The organism is Ruegeria atlantica, from assembly GCF_013032005.1.
Taxonomy (GTDB): Bacteria; Pseudomonadota; Alphaproteobacteria; order Rhodobacterales; family Rhodobacteraceae; genus Ruegeria; species Ruegeria atlantica_A.
Window position 1 is genome coordinate 200,674 of the sequence record NZ_WQBE01000005.1, and the last position, 12,264, is coordinate 212,937.

The following is a 12,264-nucleotide window of genomic DNA, read 5'->3' on the forward strand; positions in this document are numbered from 1 at the left end:
GTTTTTGTAACTAACAAGCATGACAGATGATCAATTCAGCGAAAATGATGGCTTTGATCTGCAAGATTTCCTGCCCTATCTGCTGAACCGCGCGGCCGAGGAAATCTCGTTAGAGTTCCAGCAGATTTACAAGGATCGTTACGGTATGCTGCGCACCGAATGGCGGGTTCTGTTTCACCTGGGCAATTATGGAGAGATGACTGCCAAAGAGATCGGCGAACGCGCCCGATTGCACAAGACTAAGATCAGCCGCGCAGTACACAGGTTAGAGTCCCGCCGGTACCTGGTGCGCAATCGCAGTGAAACAGACCGCAGGGTCGAAAACCTGATGTTGACCCACATGGGGCAATCCGTCTATCGCGAGCTAAGCGGTATTGCCGAGCAATATGACGCAAAACTGACGGCCCAATTTAACCCAGATGAAGTCGTGCTGTTGCGCAATATGCTGCGGCGGCTGGCACATATGGATTGAGCACTGGTAATCGCGGCCCCTGGTCCCCAGATGACAACCAGAGCGGACACTGGAATAATATAAAAATGACGACCCTGACTGCCGAAACGGCAAAATCCAATGATCTTATTGACTGGTTGGTTACACGCGGCCTGGAAGGGGCAGCGAAAGAAGAGCTGCTGGATGGCTATTGCAACAAACTTTTGGAACTTGGCGTGCCGCTAATGCGTTTTCACGCCGCGCAGTCGGCCTTGCATCCCGTTTACGGCGGGACCGGGTTCAGCTGGTACGAGGGCAGAGGCGGAGAATCCGAGACCTTTGAGTATTCCGAGCAACCCAGCGAACAATGGCAGCAAAGCCCTTTGTTTGCGATCTTGAACAATGAGATAGACGAGATCCGCGAACGCCTGGTCGATCAAAATGAGCCCAGCCGTTTTCCCTTGTTAAACGACCTGCGTCAGATTGGTGCGACCGACTATTACGCCACCGGTGTTAATTTTGACGTTCCCACCCATAACGCTCCGAAAGACGCCAAAAAGGCGGTGGACGGGGTGCTGTTGTCTTGGACATCGAACGCCCCCAAGGGGTTCGAGGACAAAGATCTGGAATTGATCCACACAGCCTTGCCCCATCTGGGGTTGGCGCTGAAATCTGCTGCAAGTGCGCGTGTTTCCAAGGATTTGATGCGGGTCTATCTGGGTCGCGATGCGGGACGGCGAGTGCTGTCTGGTGAAATCCGGCGGGGATCACTGCAGCAGATCGATGCGGTGATGTGGAATTTTGACCTGGAAGGATTCACCAGCCTTTCCGAAGAGCTTCCGGGTGCTGAAATCATCGACATGCTGAATGACTATCTGGCTGTAGCCGTTGGTGTCGTTCACGACAATGACGGCAATATTCTGAAATTCATGGGCGATGGGCTGATGGCGATGTTCGACGTCGGCGAGATCGACGAAGACGCGCGCGCCGCGCTGAAGGCTGTACCGATGTTGCAGCAGCGGATGGAGGCCCTGAACGCCCGCCGCAAGGCAAACGGTTTGCCAGTGGCCAACTTTACTCTGGCCCTGCATGCGGGCGAGATTTTGTATGGCAATATCGGGTCCGAGACCCGGTTGGATTTCACTGTTATCGGGCCAGCAGTAAACCAGACCGCACGGATCGCCGGGATGCACCGGTCGCTGGGGCAGAGAATTCTGATATCGGATGATGTGGCCCGCGCGGCTCAGCCTTGCGGTCAGGACCTGATCTCGGTTGGGCGTTACATGTTGCGGGGTGTGTCCGAGCCGAAAGAGTTGTTTACGGTCTACAATGCCGCCGAGGCCTAGCCGGGGCATTTAACTGGCTGGATTGATTAGCTCTCTGCCGGTGAAACGGCCCGCTGATACAGGTGCCAGGTGGTGTGGCCAAGGATCGGCAGAGTGAAGATTAAGCCTAGAAAAGCCGGAACCATCGACAACAGCATGGTGACCGAAATGATCGCCGCCCAACTAAGCATGACCACCGGGTTTTCCGTGACGACGCGAATGGACGTTATCATGGCAGAAACGAAATTGGTTTCCCGGTCCAGCAGCATGGGCATGGCGATGACGGTCACCGAGAACAGCACAGCAGACAGAAAGCCGCCTACGCAGGTGCCAACAGCCAGAAAAGTCCAGCCCTGCGGCGTGAAGAAGACTGTGTTCAAGAACCCGTCAAAATCCGAGAAGGATGCATTCTGCAGGATAATCGCCAGCCAAAGCCGCACCTGGTAAACCCACACCCAGAAAATGAACAGGGTGACGAAGGCCATCCAGCCCAGTTCACGCTTGCGTTGATTGGCCATGACGGTGAGGATTTCAGACCAGCCGAAGCTTTCCCCTTTTTGCAACCGACGGGACATTTCATAAAGCCCGGCCGCGGCAAACGGCGCGACCAGTGGAAAGCCTACTATGGCGGGAATGATCATCCAAATCTTGCCGAGCCAGACCAATCCCCAAACAAACAGGATTCCGAAAACGGCATAGAAGAGGCCGAAGAAACCGCTCATTAAGGGACGGGCTAAAAAGTCGGAAAACCCGGCCTTCAGCGACGCAGTGATATCACCGGCGGTTACTTTGTTGACTTTGGGCAAAGCCTGCTGCTGCGGCGTCAGTTTGTCAGGTGGCGTGGAACCAGCGGTCTTGGATGTCATGACATACCTCCTCCGCAAACAAGTTTGCGTCAGTGGCAGCGCAAGAGCAAGGGTGGAGTAGCACGGCTTGGTTGCACCGCCTTGTCAGAACAACTTCTAAAAGTCGATCTCGACCCCAGGCAGGTTCAATTCCTTCATCATGTCGCGCAGTTCCTGCCGGGCTGCGATGTTCGAGATGTTCAGCTGTTTGACCCCGATATCCTTGAGGTCCAACAGTGTCAGGCCACGCGGGAACAACTCGCGAAAGATAACCCGCTCGGAAAAGCCTGATGCGACGCGGAAGCCGATGCGCTGGGACAGCATTTCGATCGCGCGCTGCATCTTTTCCTTGTTGACCATACGCTGTGTACCGACGCGGTTGCGCACGACCACCCAGTCGATGGGTTTGAGCCCGGCCTGCGCCCGCAATTGCCGTGCGTTCCAGACCATTTCGGAATAGACTGAGGGTCCAAGGATTTTCTCGCCCTTTGAATCGATCCGTGCCAACAGGTCAAAGTCGATGAAGCTGTCGTTCAGCGGTGTGATCAGCGTGTCGGCCAGCGAATGCGCAACCTGACTGAGGCGGGTATGCGAGCCGGGGCAGTCGATCAGGATAAAATCGCTGTCGCTTTCCAGTTCAGAAACGGCGGCGGACAGGCGGTGGTCATAGATATTCTCACCGGGTTTCAGCTTGGAGGCGTCGATCTCGGGCAGGTCATGGTGGCGCGGGCTGGGCAAGGGGACCTCGGACCCGTTCATGAATTTGCCGCGGTTTTCGAAATACCGTCCCAGACTGCGCTGTCTCAGATCCAGGTCCAGCGTGCTGACTTTGTGGCCCAGCCGTGCCAGTGCGGTGGCCACATGCATCGACACGGTCGATTTGCCTGCGCCGCCCTTCTCGTTTCCGACTACGATGATATGTGCCATGCCTGTATTCCCATGTCCCGCCGTGCTTCGCACACGTTGTTGCGAACCACTATATGTTGTGGAAACCGAGATGGGAAGAACCTCAATCGGTGATTTCAGGCTCTAAATTGGAAAACTATGACGTGGAATAGGGTTAAGCTGTGTGCTTGTCAAAAGTGGTACCCTGTTTCAGTGTCAGACGCAAAGAATTGCGATAGGGGCGACCGGTGGATCATCTGTTTCTGAACGTTCTGAACGTGGTCCTACCCGTCCTGATCTGCGCCGGAATCGGATATTGTCTGGCCCTGATCAAAGCGCCGTTCGACAATAAGGTGATCGGGGGAATCGTGTCGCGGGTGGGGTATCCGACGCTGATTATCTCGCACCTGTCTACCACGACGATTGCAATCGATACCTTTCTGGATGTGATGACCGCCGCAGCGCTGGCCATTGCCGGGTTCGGAGTGCTGGGGTTCGTTGCCCTGAAAGCGATGCGCCTGCCGGTGCGCGCGTTTCTGACTCCATTGATGCACAGCAATGTGGGCAATATCGGCTTGCCGATCACGCTGCTGGCGTTGGGTGACGCAGGCATGGCCTATGCGATGGGTTTCGTTGTCGTCGTGCTGATCAGTATCTTCACCATCGGCATGTGGATTCCGGCCGGAGAATTCTCGCCCCGTAAAATTGCCACCTCGCCGATCATCTACGCTGTGACCCTTTCGCTGATTTTAATGGCGACCGGGTACAGCCTGCCGCAACCTATCGCCAAGTCCTTCGACATTCTCGGCGGGTTGTCGATTCCGCTGATGTTGCTGACGCTGGGCCATACACTGGCGACTTTGCGGATCAAACGTCTGGGTCTGGCGGTGGTGCTGACCCTGCTGCATCTGGTTATGGCGGTTGCGATTTCAAGCGCGCTGGTCTGGGTGTTTGGCTTTACCGGGGCTGAACGCGGCGCGTTTATCCTGTGTTGTCTGATGCCATCTTCGGTTGCGACCTACCTGTTCATTGATCAGCACATGCCGGAATACGGCCCGGATGTGGCCGGATTCATTTTGGTTTCGACACTGACCACGATTGTTGTTCTACCGGTTGCGCTGTCCTACTGGATCTGACGCGCACCCTATGCGAAGCGAAAAAAACTGCTAAACTGCTGATAAATTGGATTAAAGACCTACAGTTTAAGGGGCGTTGATGACTGACAAGACCTCGGAAGAAGTCACCCCGCAGGCTCGTGCCCGCGTGGTGCTGGCGATGACGGCGATCTGTATGATGGTCGTGGGGTTTAATACCACCGCCGTGACCACCATCCTGCCCAACCTGAAGGCCGAGTTCGACCTGACCCCGTCCGGGCTGCAATGGGTGATGGCAACTTATTCCGTGGCCAGCGCGACGCTTGTCACCATCGTCAGCCGTCTGGGCGACATTACCGGCAAAATGGGCGTGTTTTTCTTTGGTATGATCGTCTTTGCGATCGGGTCGGCCTTGGCGCTGTTTGCTCAGGATGGGGTGATGCTGCTGATTGGTCGTGGTGCGCAGGGGGCAGGGGCAGCAGCGCTGTTCGGCACCTCTTTGTCCTTGTTGACCGCCGCTACGCCCGAAGAACAACGCGCCAATGTCACCGGGGCCTGGGGCGCGATCGTTGGTCTGGCTATCGGTGTCGGACCTATCGTCGGTGGGGCCTTTGGCCACTATGTCAGTTGGCGAGCGGTTTTTGCAGCCGACCTGGTGCTGCTGGTGGTGGCCTTCGCCATCGGACTGCTCGTCAGCAGACGGAAATACATACCCGACACCCGCCTTGCCGGGGCGAAATTTGACTATCCGGGTGCAGTTGCCATCCTGTTGTTCCTTGGGCCACTGTCCTTTGCACTCAGCAATGGGGAAAGCGGTGGATGGGCCGCGCCGCTTACGTTAGTGCCGCTGGCCATCGCGGCGATGGCGACCGTCGTTCTGGTGATTGTCTCACGCCGCAGCGCAGATCCGCTGGTCGAGCTACGATACTTTCGCCATCCGCGTTATTTTATGGCTGCGGCGGGTATGTTTGTTACCGGTTTCACGCTGTTCTGCTTCTTTGTTTATTTCAACACCTTCATGCAGTCGCCGGACGCCTTCGGATACAGCTCAATTGGGGCAGGGTTAGCGATCATGCCGCTCAGCCTCAGCATGTTCGTCATCTCGGTGACCGCGCCCCGCTTTCTGGCGCCTTACAGTTTCCGGTGGCCCGTCACAATTGGCCTAGGGGCGATGGCCTGCGGGTTCCTGTTGCTGATGACAACCAACAATTCAACGCAATATGCCGAGATTTGGTGGAAGCTTTTGATTGTTGGCGTCGGTATGGGCATCTGTTTTTCCTTGCTGCCGCGCCTCGGCCTGCGTCTTCTACCCGAAGAACATGTTGGCCAGGGGTCAGGCGTGATCAACGCCTGCCTCTATTTCGGAGCCACCCTTGGAGCGGTGGTCGGCGGCCTGGCCGAATCTATCACCATTCGTCGCGGTCTGTCCGAGGTGATCGCTGCGTTGCCCGCCGGTTCAACCCAGCGCGAGGATCTGGCACATGCGCTGACCCACGGCACGCCCAGCCAGATCCAGCAATTGATCGCGGGGATGGATCCATCGACCAGCTCTGTCTTGGCCAGAGCTTTGCGCGAATTGCAGGACAATGCCTTTGACAGCGCCATGGTGGTCGCCGCGGTTGCCGCGCTTGTCGGCATGGTACTAGCCTTGGTGCTGCTGCGCGGGCCGGTGCCGCCGTTGCACAGTGCGGCAGAACTGACGCGCGCACCCAGGTAAATGCACTAGCGGAAAAAGACGTCGACCGGTCTGGATCAAATGTGTTTAACCTCCAAGGTACACCCCATCTTTGGGTCGATAGAAAACCTTCTGATCGTGCAGCTTGCCAAGAAGATCATGGACGCGGCGCAGGGTGTTTTCGCGAACCACTTTCCCATCATCGGTTTCATCTGGTGTTGCCAGCGAACGGGAGGCAGCCAAGCCGCGCAAGGCTGTTTCAATCAGATCCATATCCTGCACCGAAAGTTCGAACATATCATTGTACTTGGGCATTTCAGGGTCTCCGTCGTATCAGGGCGGTTCTTGGTGCCAAGTGTAGCACCTTTTCAGCATTGTGCGGCGATCACTGCGTGTGACGCGTGGGATCGGCGAGGGTGCCTTCAGGGGCTTCCTTTCTGGCAGGCCCTTTGTATCGTCTCACATGCCTGTCCTGAAAAGAAAAAGGCCGCCCCAAGGGACGGCCTTTCGCATCTCAATCGGGTCAGGTTTAGAAACCCAGACCTTCGTATTTCTTCTTGAACTTCGACACGCGGCCGCCGGCGTCCATCAGGCGCGACGAGCCACCGGTCCACGCGGGGTGCGAGGAGGGGTCGATTTCCAATGCCAGCTGGTCGCCTTCGCTGCCCCAGGTGGATTTCATCTGAACCACGGTGCCATCGGTCATTTTGACGTTGATGAAGTGGTAATCGGGATGGATGTCTTTTTTCATCTTTCCGCTCCTTACGCCTCGGCGCCAGCTTTGGGCTTGTAGTTTGTGACTTCTGCGATACGTGCGGATTTACCGCGACGGGTGCGCAGATAGTACAGTTTGGCGCGACGGACGCGGCCACGGCGGACAACGGTGATGCTGTCGATGTTGGTCGAATGCAGTGGGAACACACGCTCCACACCTTCGCCAAACGAAATTTTGCGGACGGTGAACGATCCGGCGATGCCGTCGCCACCTTTGCGCGCGATGCAGACGCCTTCGTAGTTCTGCACACGGGTGCGCGACCCTTCGGTCACTTTAAAGCCGACACGGATGGTGTCACCGGCTTTGAAATCGGGGATGTCTTTCCCCAGGGCGGCAATCTGTTCCGCCTCAAGCTGTGCGATCAGGTCCATCGCAGTTACTCCTATCTGCTCGTGGTTGGTCCACGAAGTTAAGCACGGCCTGAGAGCTCTTGGTCTTCACCGGGTCCTGCGTACAGCCCGCCAGAGGTCAGATCGAATGTTCCTTTGGTCTGGCCTGCCCTGACACGCCGTGGCTGAAGAAAGCTGAGCGATGCGCCATGATGCAAACCAAAACACCGGAGTCGCGTTACGCGGCACCGGATTGCGCTGCTTTACGGGGTTTGCGATCAGGGATCAAGATAAAAAAACCATATTTTCAACGCAAGGGTGGTATTTTCAACGCAAGGGTGGTGGGTTTTCGCCGTAAGCAAACTGCACCGTTGCCTTATCAGGCCGATCAGGCATTCTGGGGGCAATTATAAGAGCAGTAATTTAAAAACAGGAACCGATCATGCGCATTGCATTGATGCTGGCCGTCATGGCCTTTGCGACTCTGTCCTGCGGTCGCAGCACACCTCCGCCTCAAAAGGTCGAGGCCAAAGCTTTTCTGAGTACAACTTCCCCTTCGGTCATCTACCCGGCCTTTGGCGACGCCGACCCGCATGACTGGGATGGGCGGCATCCTGGCCACTATCCGGTGCATGGGCTGGATGTCTCACGCTGGCAGGGGCCGATCGATTGGCATCAGGCCAAGGCATCAGGCGTCAGTTTTGTGTTCATCAAAGCGACCGAAGGCGGAGATGTCGCCGACCCCTTGTTCGAAGACCATCGCCGTGGCGCGCAAGCTGCGGGCGTGCCGTGGGGGGCGTATCACTATTATTATTTCTGCCGCCCAGCGCATGAGCAGGCCCGGTGGTTCATCAAGAATGTGCCAAAGGGGGCCGACCTGCCGCATGTGCTGGATATGGAGTGGACGCCGCATTCCAGAACCTGCAGGTTGCGCCCCGATGGTGCCACCGTCCGGGCCGAGGCTAAGCGGTTTCTAGATATCTTGGAACGTCACTATGGACGCCGTCCGATTATCTATACAACGGTGGATTTTCATGGGGATACAGAAATAGGACGTCTGCGCGGGACCGAATTCTGGCTGCGATCCGTTGCCGGACACCCCCATCAGGTTTATCCGAGATCGTCCTGGCGGTTCTGGCAATATACCGGCACCGGGCTGGTGCCTGGCGTGCAGGGCAAGGTGGATATCAACACGTTCAACGGCCACCCCGAAAGCTGGGCGCGCTGGAAGGCGGGGGGCTAGTCCCGCTCCTTTCGGTAGATCTCCCACAGATCGGGTCGCCGTTCGCGGGTGATCTGTTCTGACATTTCGTGCCGCCAATCGGCAATGCGCCCGTGGTGGCCGGACATCAGAATGTCGGGGATCGGGCGGCCCTTCCATTCGGCGGGGCGCGTGTATTGCGGATGCTCCAGCAAACCAGACGAAAAGCTCTCTTCCTCGGCCGAGGCTTGATTGCCCAATACGCCGGGGATCAATCGCACCGTGGCGTCGATAAGTGCTTGCGCTGCGATCTCACCACCGGTCATAACGAAGTCGCCCAAGCTGACCTCTTGGACGCCATAATGTTCCAGCACCCGCTCATCGACGCCCTCGAAGCGACCACACAGCAGGGTCATGCCGTCGCAGCGCGCGAGGTTTTGCATCATACGTTGATCCATCCGGCGTCCACGCGGGCTGAGGTAAATCAACGGCCAATTGCCCTGAACACCCGCCATCGTGTGTTCGATCGCCTCTCCAAGAACGTCGGCACGCAGCACCATGCCTGCACCACCACCCGCAGGTGTGTCGTCGACGTTGCGATGTTTGCCGATGCCGAACGGGCGCAGATCAACGGTTTCCAGCTGCCACAAACCTTCCTGTAATGCCTTTCCGGTCAGGCTTTCGCCCAGCACCCCAGGAAAGGCTGAAGGAAACAGAGTGATGATCTTGGCCTTCCACACCCCATGCAGATCAGGCGTAGGAGTCAACAGCTCGCGCGGTTTCAGGGTTGGGCGGATCGCCTTGCGACCGTGGGATTTACTGGGTTTGTCTGTCATGTCGTGCCGGTCAGAGCGCCTTTTGCGCGTTCAATTATCGCCGTCTTTTGCGCAATCAAGGCGGCTTCGTCCAGACGCGAGCGATTCAAATCCAGCAATTCCGCCAGAACGTCCTCGGGTAGGCGATTGTTCACCCGGGAAGGCGGCACCAGACGTTTGGTCTTGTCGCGCGACAGGTTCAGAAATTCGGCGAACGGGGTGCCGGGACCAAAGCGTTGCAGTTGCAATTCCTCAAGCCAACCTGTCTTCACCGTGACTGAAGGCAGCCGTTCGCGGATTTGGTCTGCCGTGTCTTGCAAAGATGGCAGATGATTCATGCTCGCCCGGAAGGCTTCGAAGTCACGGACCTGACGCATGCGTTCCAGATCATGCGCCCAGAGGCTGCGCAGCCAGCCGCCGCGCTGGCGTAAGGACAGATAGATTGTGATCTCGGCCTCTTGCTGGTCAAAGCGGTGCCGGACCGCGTCCACCATACAAGCGGCAAGTTCCGGTGCGGCTGCATAGCCCTGTTCGATGTTGCGGCTAGGGCGTAATCCGGCAAAGTTTTCTTCGCTGACGATCAATCCGCGTCTAGTGCCGAAATCCAGTGTTTCGAGAAAGGCGCGCATCCGGGTTCCGAATTCGGACAACGTACCCACGGTGCCATATATGGAATGTGTGGTGGCCGCGCGGGACAGGCCCGAGTTTCGGGTGCGATAGGGCAAGATCAGCGAGAAATGCGGCCAGATCAATTCGCGGTTGTCATACAGGAAAGATTGGGCCGCGGTGGTGCCGGTTTTGTGCAGCCCTAGATGCAACAAAACCCTCCGCATCAGATCAGCCCTTCGGGCGGATCAGCGACAATGCGGCCCTTGTCCAGATCAACCGTCGGAACAGCCTCGCGCGTAAAGGGCAGCAAGACCGTAGATTTCAGACCCGGACCGTGCAGTTCCAGCAAGTCGGCCGCGCCGTGGTTCTGCACCGATTTCACCCGGCCCAGCAGAGTGCCGCCTGTATCATAAACCTCAAGCCCGATCAGATCGGTATGATAAAATTCGTCGTCGGGCAACGAGGGCAGCTGATCGCGACGGGCATACAGACGCAGGCCATTGATCGCGTCCGCTTGTTCTTTGGTTTCAATCCCGCCCAATCGGGCGGCGAACCCGTTCTTGATGGGGCGGGTCAAAACCAAGGGGTAACGCTCGCCGCCGTTTTCGTCCGTCAGCGGGGAATAGGTCTCGATATCCTCGGGGACCGCGCAAAAGCTTTTCAGGCGCACTTCGCCGCGCACCCCGTACGAGCCCGCAATGCTGCCGACACAGATCAGATCACTCATTTGGCTTGTCCACCGTCACACATAATCCGTCCTGCCAATCGCCGCGTGCCTCACAGGCCGCGCGCTGGTTCGAGCGTTCAAAGAACACGCCCACAATAAATGCGATCATCAGCAGGATGGGAAGTCGAATAAGCCCGAACATTCTTAGCGCACCTTAATCGGCAGCGTGTCGTGGCGGCTTTCCCAGCCAACACGTTCCAATTCGGGGGTGTCGGAAAACTCTTCCGGCTGCCCGACGCAGAAATAGCCGATCAGCCGCCAGTCGTCCGGCACGTTCAAGTCACGGGCCAGCCGGTCAGGGTCCAGGATCGACACCCAACCCAGCCCCAGCCCTTCGGCCCGCAAGGTGAGCCAGAACAGGGTAACGGCCGACACAACAGAATAGCGCCGCATCTCGGGCATGGTTCCGGCACCCAGACCTAGCCCCTTATCGGTGGCATCATCGCAGAACACGGCCAATTGTACCGGGGCTTCTTGCATGCCGGACAGTTTCAACTGGCTGTAAAGTTGCGCTTTTTCGCCGGAGTAACCGTCCAACGCCTGCGCGTTGGCGGTTTGGAAATTCTCAAGCGCCGCGGCACGCGCGGCTTCGCTTTCGACGCGGATCACACGCCAGGGTTCGCTAAGCCCCACCGAAGGGGCCAGGCGAAACGCGTCGAGGCAGCGCGTCAGCACTGCCTCGTCTATCGCATCGGTGCGGAACCGGCGCACATCGCGCCGGAGCCGCATCAACAGATCGAACTGCGTGCGGAAATCGTCAGTGAAAGTCTGATCCTGCACGCGCTCGCCTGCTTATTCTTCTGCTGCTGCTTCTTCAGCCGGTGCAGCAGCCGCTTCGGCAGCTTCAGCAGCCTTTGCAGCTTTCTCTTCCGCGCGTTCCTGAGCTTTCTTGCCCGGGGTCCCCTTGTTGGGGTTGTTACGCTCGGCTTTGTCACGGGTGCCAGCGGCTTCCAGCATGCGCGCGATACGGTCGGTGGGCTGTGCGCCCTGATCCAGCCAGTACTGGATGCGCTCCATGTTCATTTTCACGCGCTCTTCGCTGTCTTTCGGCAGCAGCGGGTTGTAGGTGCCCAGTTTCTCGATGAAACGACCGTCGCGAGGCATACGGCTGTCAGCAGCCACGATGCGGTAGAAAGGACGTTTTTTCGAGCCGCCGCGGGCGAGACGAATTTTCATTGCCATGGTGGTATCTCCTTTGGATGGCGTTTACCGGGATCATTTCCGGTTAATTCTGGTGTTTCTTGTGGTGTCGGATGACTTCCTGAATGATGAAATTCAGGAAAGCCTTGGCGAAGTCGGGGTCCAGATCGGCCTCTTTCGCCAGGTCTTCTAATCGTGCGATCTGCGCAGCCTCGCGCGAAGGATCGGACGGGGGAAGGTCGTGTGCGGCCTTGAGCTTGCCAACAGCCTGCGTGTGCTTGAACCGCTCGCCCAGCGTATAGACAAGGATCGCGTCCAGCCGGTCGATGCTTTCACGATGCTCTTTCAACAGCGCGGCAGCCTGTGTCACGGGGTTGGTCATTGGCCGTTCCTCTTTGCGGGCAAAGCGATGTG

Annotated in this window: 18 protein-coding genes; 6 read left to right on the forward strand and 12 right to left on the reverse strand. The window is 57.6% G+C overall.

The features are described from left to right. Positions 1–19: 19 nt before the first annotated feature. Together GOX21_RS11855 and GOX21_RS11860 are read left to right on the forward strand one after the other, a co-directional pair. Positions 20–472 carry a MarR family winged helix-turn-helix transcriptional regulator gene (locus GOX21_RS11855; RefSeq protein WP_170359952.1) on the forward strand — a complete coding sequence of 151 codons (453 nt, stop codon included), beginning with the start codon at positions 20–22 and terminating at the stop codon, positions 470–472. 65 nt (positions 473–537) lie between these two features. Further along, the gene (locus GOX21_RS11860) at positions 538–1,776 is read left to right on the forward strand and encodes an adenylate/guanylate cyclase domain-containing protein (RefSeq protein ID WP_170350310.1); all 1,239 of its coding nucleotides are present in this window, start codon (positions 538–540) and stop codon (positions 1,774–1,776) included. A gap of 26 nt (positions 1,777–1,802) precedes the next feature. Here GOX21_RS11860 and GOX21_RS11865 read toward each other — a convergent pair whose 3' ends face one another. Then, positions 1,803–2,621, reverse strand: a complete 819-nt coding sequence (locus tag GOX21_RS11865) for a DUF2189 domain-containing protein (RefSeq protein WP_170377437.1) — start codon at positions 2,619–2,621, stop codon at positions 1,803–1,805. Positions 2,622–2,717: 96 nt separating this feature from the next. Then, positions 2,718–3,527 (reverse strand): division plane positioning ATPase MipZ, encoded by an 810-nt coding sequence (locus tag GOX21_RS11870; protein ID WP_170350312.1) that lies wholly within the window; start codon positions 3,525–3,527, stop codon positions 2,718–2,720. Positions 3,528–3,733: 206 nt separating this feature from the next. Here GOX21_RS11870 and GOX21_RS11875 point away from each other — a divergent pair, with 206 nt between their 5' ends. Together GOX21_RS11875 and GOX21_RS11880 are read left to right on the forward strand one after the other, a co-directional pair. Next, the gene (locus GOX21_RS11875) at positions 3,734–4,621 is read left to right on the forward strand and encodes an AEC family transporter (RefSeq protein WP_170377439.1); all 888 of its coding nucleotides are present in this window, start codon (positions 3,734–3,736) and stop codon (positions 4,619–4,621) included. 79 nt (positions 4,622–4,700) lie between these two features. Then, positions 4,701–6,296 (forward strand): MFS transporter, encoded by a 1,596-nt coding sequence (locus tag GOX21_RS11880; protein WP_170377441.1) that lies wholly within the window; start codon positions 4,701–4,703, stop codon positions 6,294–6,296. A gap of 45 nt (positions 6,297–6,341) precedes the next feature. On the opposite strand, the gene GOX21_RS11885 is transcribed toward GOX21_RS11880, so the two are convergent. The 3 genes from GOX21_RS11885 to rplS form a co-directional block, all read right to left on the reverse strand. Continuing rightward, a complete protein-coding gene (locus GOX21_RS11885; RefSeq protein WP_170350315.1) occupies positions 6,342–6,569 on the reverse strand; it encodes a hypothetical protein in 228 nt (75 codons plus the stop codon). 214 nt (positions 6,570–6,783) lie between these two features. Next, complete coding sequence (gene rpmE, locus GOX21_RS11890; RefSeq protein ID WP_170350316.1) at positions 6,784–7,005, reverse strand: 50S ribosomal protein L31; 222 nt, start codon at positions 7,003–7,005, stop codon at positions 6,784–6,786. An 11-nt stretch (positions 7,006–7,016) separates the two neighbouring features. Next, positions 7,017–7,400 carry a 50S ribosomal protein L19 gene (gene rplS, locus GOX21_RS11895; RefSeq protein ID WP_170350317.1) on the reverse strand — a complete coding sequence of 128 codons (384 nt, stop codon included), beginning with the start codon at positions 7,398–7,400 and terminating at the stop codon, positions 7,017–7,019. A gap of 167 nt (positions 7,401–7,567) precedes the next feature. Between rplS and GOX21_RS11900 the strand changes: the two genes are divergently transcribed. Together GOX21_RS11900 and GOX21_RS11905 are read left to right on the forward strand one after the other, a co-directional pair. Next, positions 7,568–7,771 carry a hypothetical protein gene (locus GOX21_RS11900; protein WP_170377443.1) on the forward strand — a complete coding sequence of 68 codons (204 nt, stop codon included), beginning with the start codon at positions 7,568–7,570 and terminating at the stop codon, positions 7,769–7,771. A gap of 29 nt (positions 7,772–7,800) precedes the next feature. Continuing rightward, the gene (locus tag GOX21_RS11905) at positions 7,801–8,601 is read left to right on the forward strand and encodes a glycoside hydrolase family 25 protein (protein ID WP_170377445.1); all 801 of its coding nucleotides are present in this window, start codon (positions 7,801–7,803) and stop codon (positions 8,599–8,601) included. Here GOX21_RS11905 and trmD read toward each other — a convergent pair. From trmD to GOX21_RS11940, 7 genes are read right to left on the reverse strand one after another with little or no spacing between them, the layout of a single operon-like run. Continuing rightward, positions 8,598–9,395, reverse strand: coding sequence for a tRNA (guanosine(37)-N1)-methyltransferase TrmD (gene trmD / locus GOX21_RS11910; RefSeq protein ID WP_170350319.1), 798 nt, complete (start codon positions 9,393–9,395; stop codon positions 8,598–8,600). The two genes, GOX21_RS11905 and trmD, sit on opposite strands and share 4 nt — an antisense overlap. Beyond that, positions 9,392–10,207 carry a hypothetical protein gene (locus GOX21_RS11915; RefSeq protein WP_170377447.1) on the reverse strand — a complete coding sequence of 272 codons (816 nt, stop codon included), beginning with the start codon at positions 10,205–10,207 and terminating at the stop codon, positions 9,392–9,394. The genes trmD and GOX21_RS11915 overlap by 4 nt, the downstream gene beginning before the upstream one ends. Next, on the reverse strand, positions 10,207–10,710 hold the full coding sequence (gene rimM / locus GOX21_RS11920) for a ribosome maturation factor RimM (RefSeq protein ID WP_170350321.1): 504 nt from the start codon (positions 10,708–10,710) through the stop codon (positions 10,207–10,209). The genes GOX21_RS11915 and rimM overlap by 1 nt, the downstream gene beginning before the upstream one ends. After that, complete coding sequence (locus GOX21_RS11925; protein ID WP_170377449.1) at positions 10,703–10,852, reverse strand: hypothetical protein; 150 nt, start codon at positions 10,850–10,852, stop codon at positions 10,703–10,705. Before GOX21_RS11925 ends, rimM begins: the two co-directional genes overlap by 8 nt. 2 nt (positions 10,853–10,854) lie before the next feature. Continuing rightward, a complete protein-coding gene (gene bluB / locus GOX21_RS11930) occupies positions 10,855–11,490 on the reverse strand; it encodes a 5,6-dimethylbenzimidazole synthase (RefSeq protein ID WP_170377451.1) in 636 nt (211 codons plus the stop codon). A 12-nt stretch (positions 11,491–11,502) separates the two neighbouring features. Next, positions 11,503–11,892, reverse strand: a complete 390-nt coding sequence (gene rpsP, locus GOX21_RS11935; protein WP_170350323.1) for a 30S ribosomal protein S16 — start codon at positions 11,890–11,892, stop codon at positions 11,503–11,505. 43 nt (positions 11,893–11,935) lie between these two features. After that, a complete protein-coding gene (locus tag GOX21_RS11940) occupies positions 11,936–12,232 on the reverse strand; it encodes a chorismate mutase (protein ID WP_170350324.1) in 297 nt (98 codons plus the stop codon). Between the last annotated feature and the right edge of the window lie 32 nt (positions 12,233–12,264).

Excerpts from the sequence above, each read along its gene's own strand:
- rpmE (WP_170350316.1), bottom strand. The coding sequence starts at position 7,005 with ATGAAAAAAGACATCCATCCCGATTACCACTTCATCAACGTCAAAATG.
- GOX21_RS11865 (WP_170377437.1), bottom strand. The coding sequence starts at position 2,621 with ATGACATCCAAGACCGCTGGTTCCACGCCACCTGACAAACTGACGCCG.
- trmD (WP_170350319.1), bottom strand. The coding sequence starts at position 9,395 with ATGACAGACAAACCCAGTAAATCCCACGGTCGCAAGGCGATCCGCCCA.
- GOX21_RS11880 (WP_170377441.1), top strand. The coding sequence starts at position 4,701 with ATGACTGACAAGACCTCGGAAGAAGTCACCCCGCAGGCTCGTGCCCGC.
- rpsP (WP_170350323.1), bottom strand. The coding sequence starts at position 11,892 with ATGGCAATGAAAATTCGTCTCGCCCGCGGCGGCTCGAAAAAACGTCCT.
- GOX21_RS11885 (WP_170350315.1), bottom strand. The coding sequence starts at position 6,569 with ATGCCCAAGTACAATGATATGTTCGAACTTTCGGTGCAGGATATGGAT.
- GOX21_RS11855 (WP_170359952.1), top strand. The coding sequence starts at position 20 with ATGACAGATGATCAATTCAGCGAAAATGATGGCTTTGATCTGCAAGAT.
- rimM (WP_170350321.1), bottom strand. The coding sequence starts at position 10,710 with ATGAGTGATCTGATCTGTGTCGGCAGCATTGCGGGCTCGTACGGGGTG.
- GOX21_RS11915 (WP_170377447.1), bottom strand. The coding sequence starts at position 10,207 with ATGCGGAGGGTTTTGTTGCATCTAGGGCTGCACAAAACCGGCACCACC.
- GOX21_RS11940 (WP_170350324.1), bottom strand. The coding sequence starts at position 12,232 with ATGACCAACCCCGTGACACAGGCTGCCGCGCTGTTGAAAGAGCATCGT.
- rplS (WP_170350317.1), bottom strand. The coding sequence starts at position 7,400 with ATGGACCTGATCGCACAGCTTGAGGCGGAACAGATTGCCGCCCTGGGG.
- GOX21_RS11905 (WP_170377445.1), top strand. The coding sequence starts at position 7,801 with ATGCGCATTGCATTGATGCTGGCCGTCATGGCCTTTGCGACTCTGTCC.
- GOX21_RS11870 (WP_170350312.1), bottom strand. The coding sequence starts at position 3,527 with ATGGCACATATCATCGTAGTCGGAAACGAGAAGGGCGGCGCAGGCAAA.
- GOX21_RS11900 (WP_170377443.1), top strand. The coding sequence starts at position 7,568 with ATGATGCAAACCAAAACACCGGAGTCGCGTTACGCGGCACCGGATTGC.
- GOX21_RS11925 (WP_170377449.1), bottom strand. The coding sequence starts at position 10,852 with ATGTTCGGGCTTATTCGACTTCCCATCCTGCTGATGATCGCATTTATT.
- GOX21_RS11860 (WP_170350310.1), top strand. The coding sequence starts at position 538 with ATGACGACCCTGACTGCCGAAACGGCAAAATCCAATGATCTTATTGAC.